The 247-nt window shown below is 38.5% G+C and carries 1 protein-coding gene; it reads left to right on the top strand.

Going from position 1 to position 247, the window contains the following annotated elements; genetic code table 11:
• On the top strand, window positions 1-247 hold a 247-nt coding region (locus tag AB4512_RS24540), incomplete at both ends, for a hypothetical protein (protein WP_372176084.1).

The following is a 247-nucleotide window of genomic DNA, read 5'->3' as shown; positions in this document are numbered from 1 at the left end:
ATCCCGGTGAGAGTGATGTTGCTAGGGTCGGTGAAATTCTCATTAGTTTAGAAGAGCTGGACCTAAAGTTATCTGAAGCTGTGGTAGGAGAGAATTATCAAAATAGTAAAAATATGTTGCCTTCAGAAGATGAGGAAGAGGAAGGAGAAGATGGAGAGTTCGTTCAATCTTTAACTAGAGATGAAGAGGAAGAGGATGAAACTCCCAATAAAACTAAAGGTATTAAGAGTTCTAGGATAAAGCAGAT

Source organism: Vibrio sp. 10N.222.52.B7, from assembly GCF_041474275.1.
GTDB classification, from domain to species: Bacteria; Pseudomonadota; Gammaproteobacteria; order Enterobacterales; family Vibrionaceae; genus Vibrio; species Vibrio crassostreae_C.
Note: the sequence above shows the minus strand (reverse complement) of the source record. Positions and strands in the feature narration are given on the sequence as shown.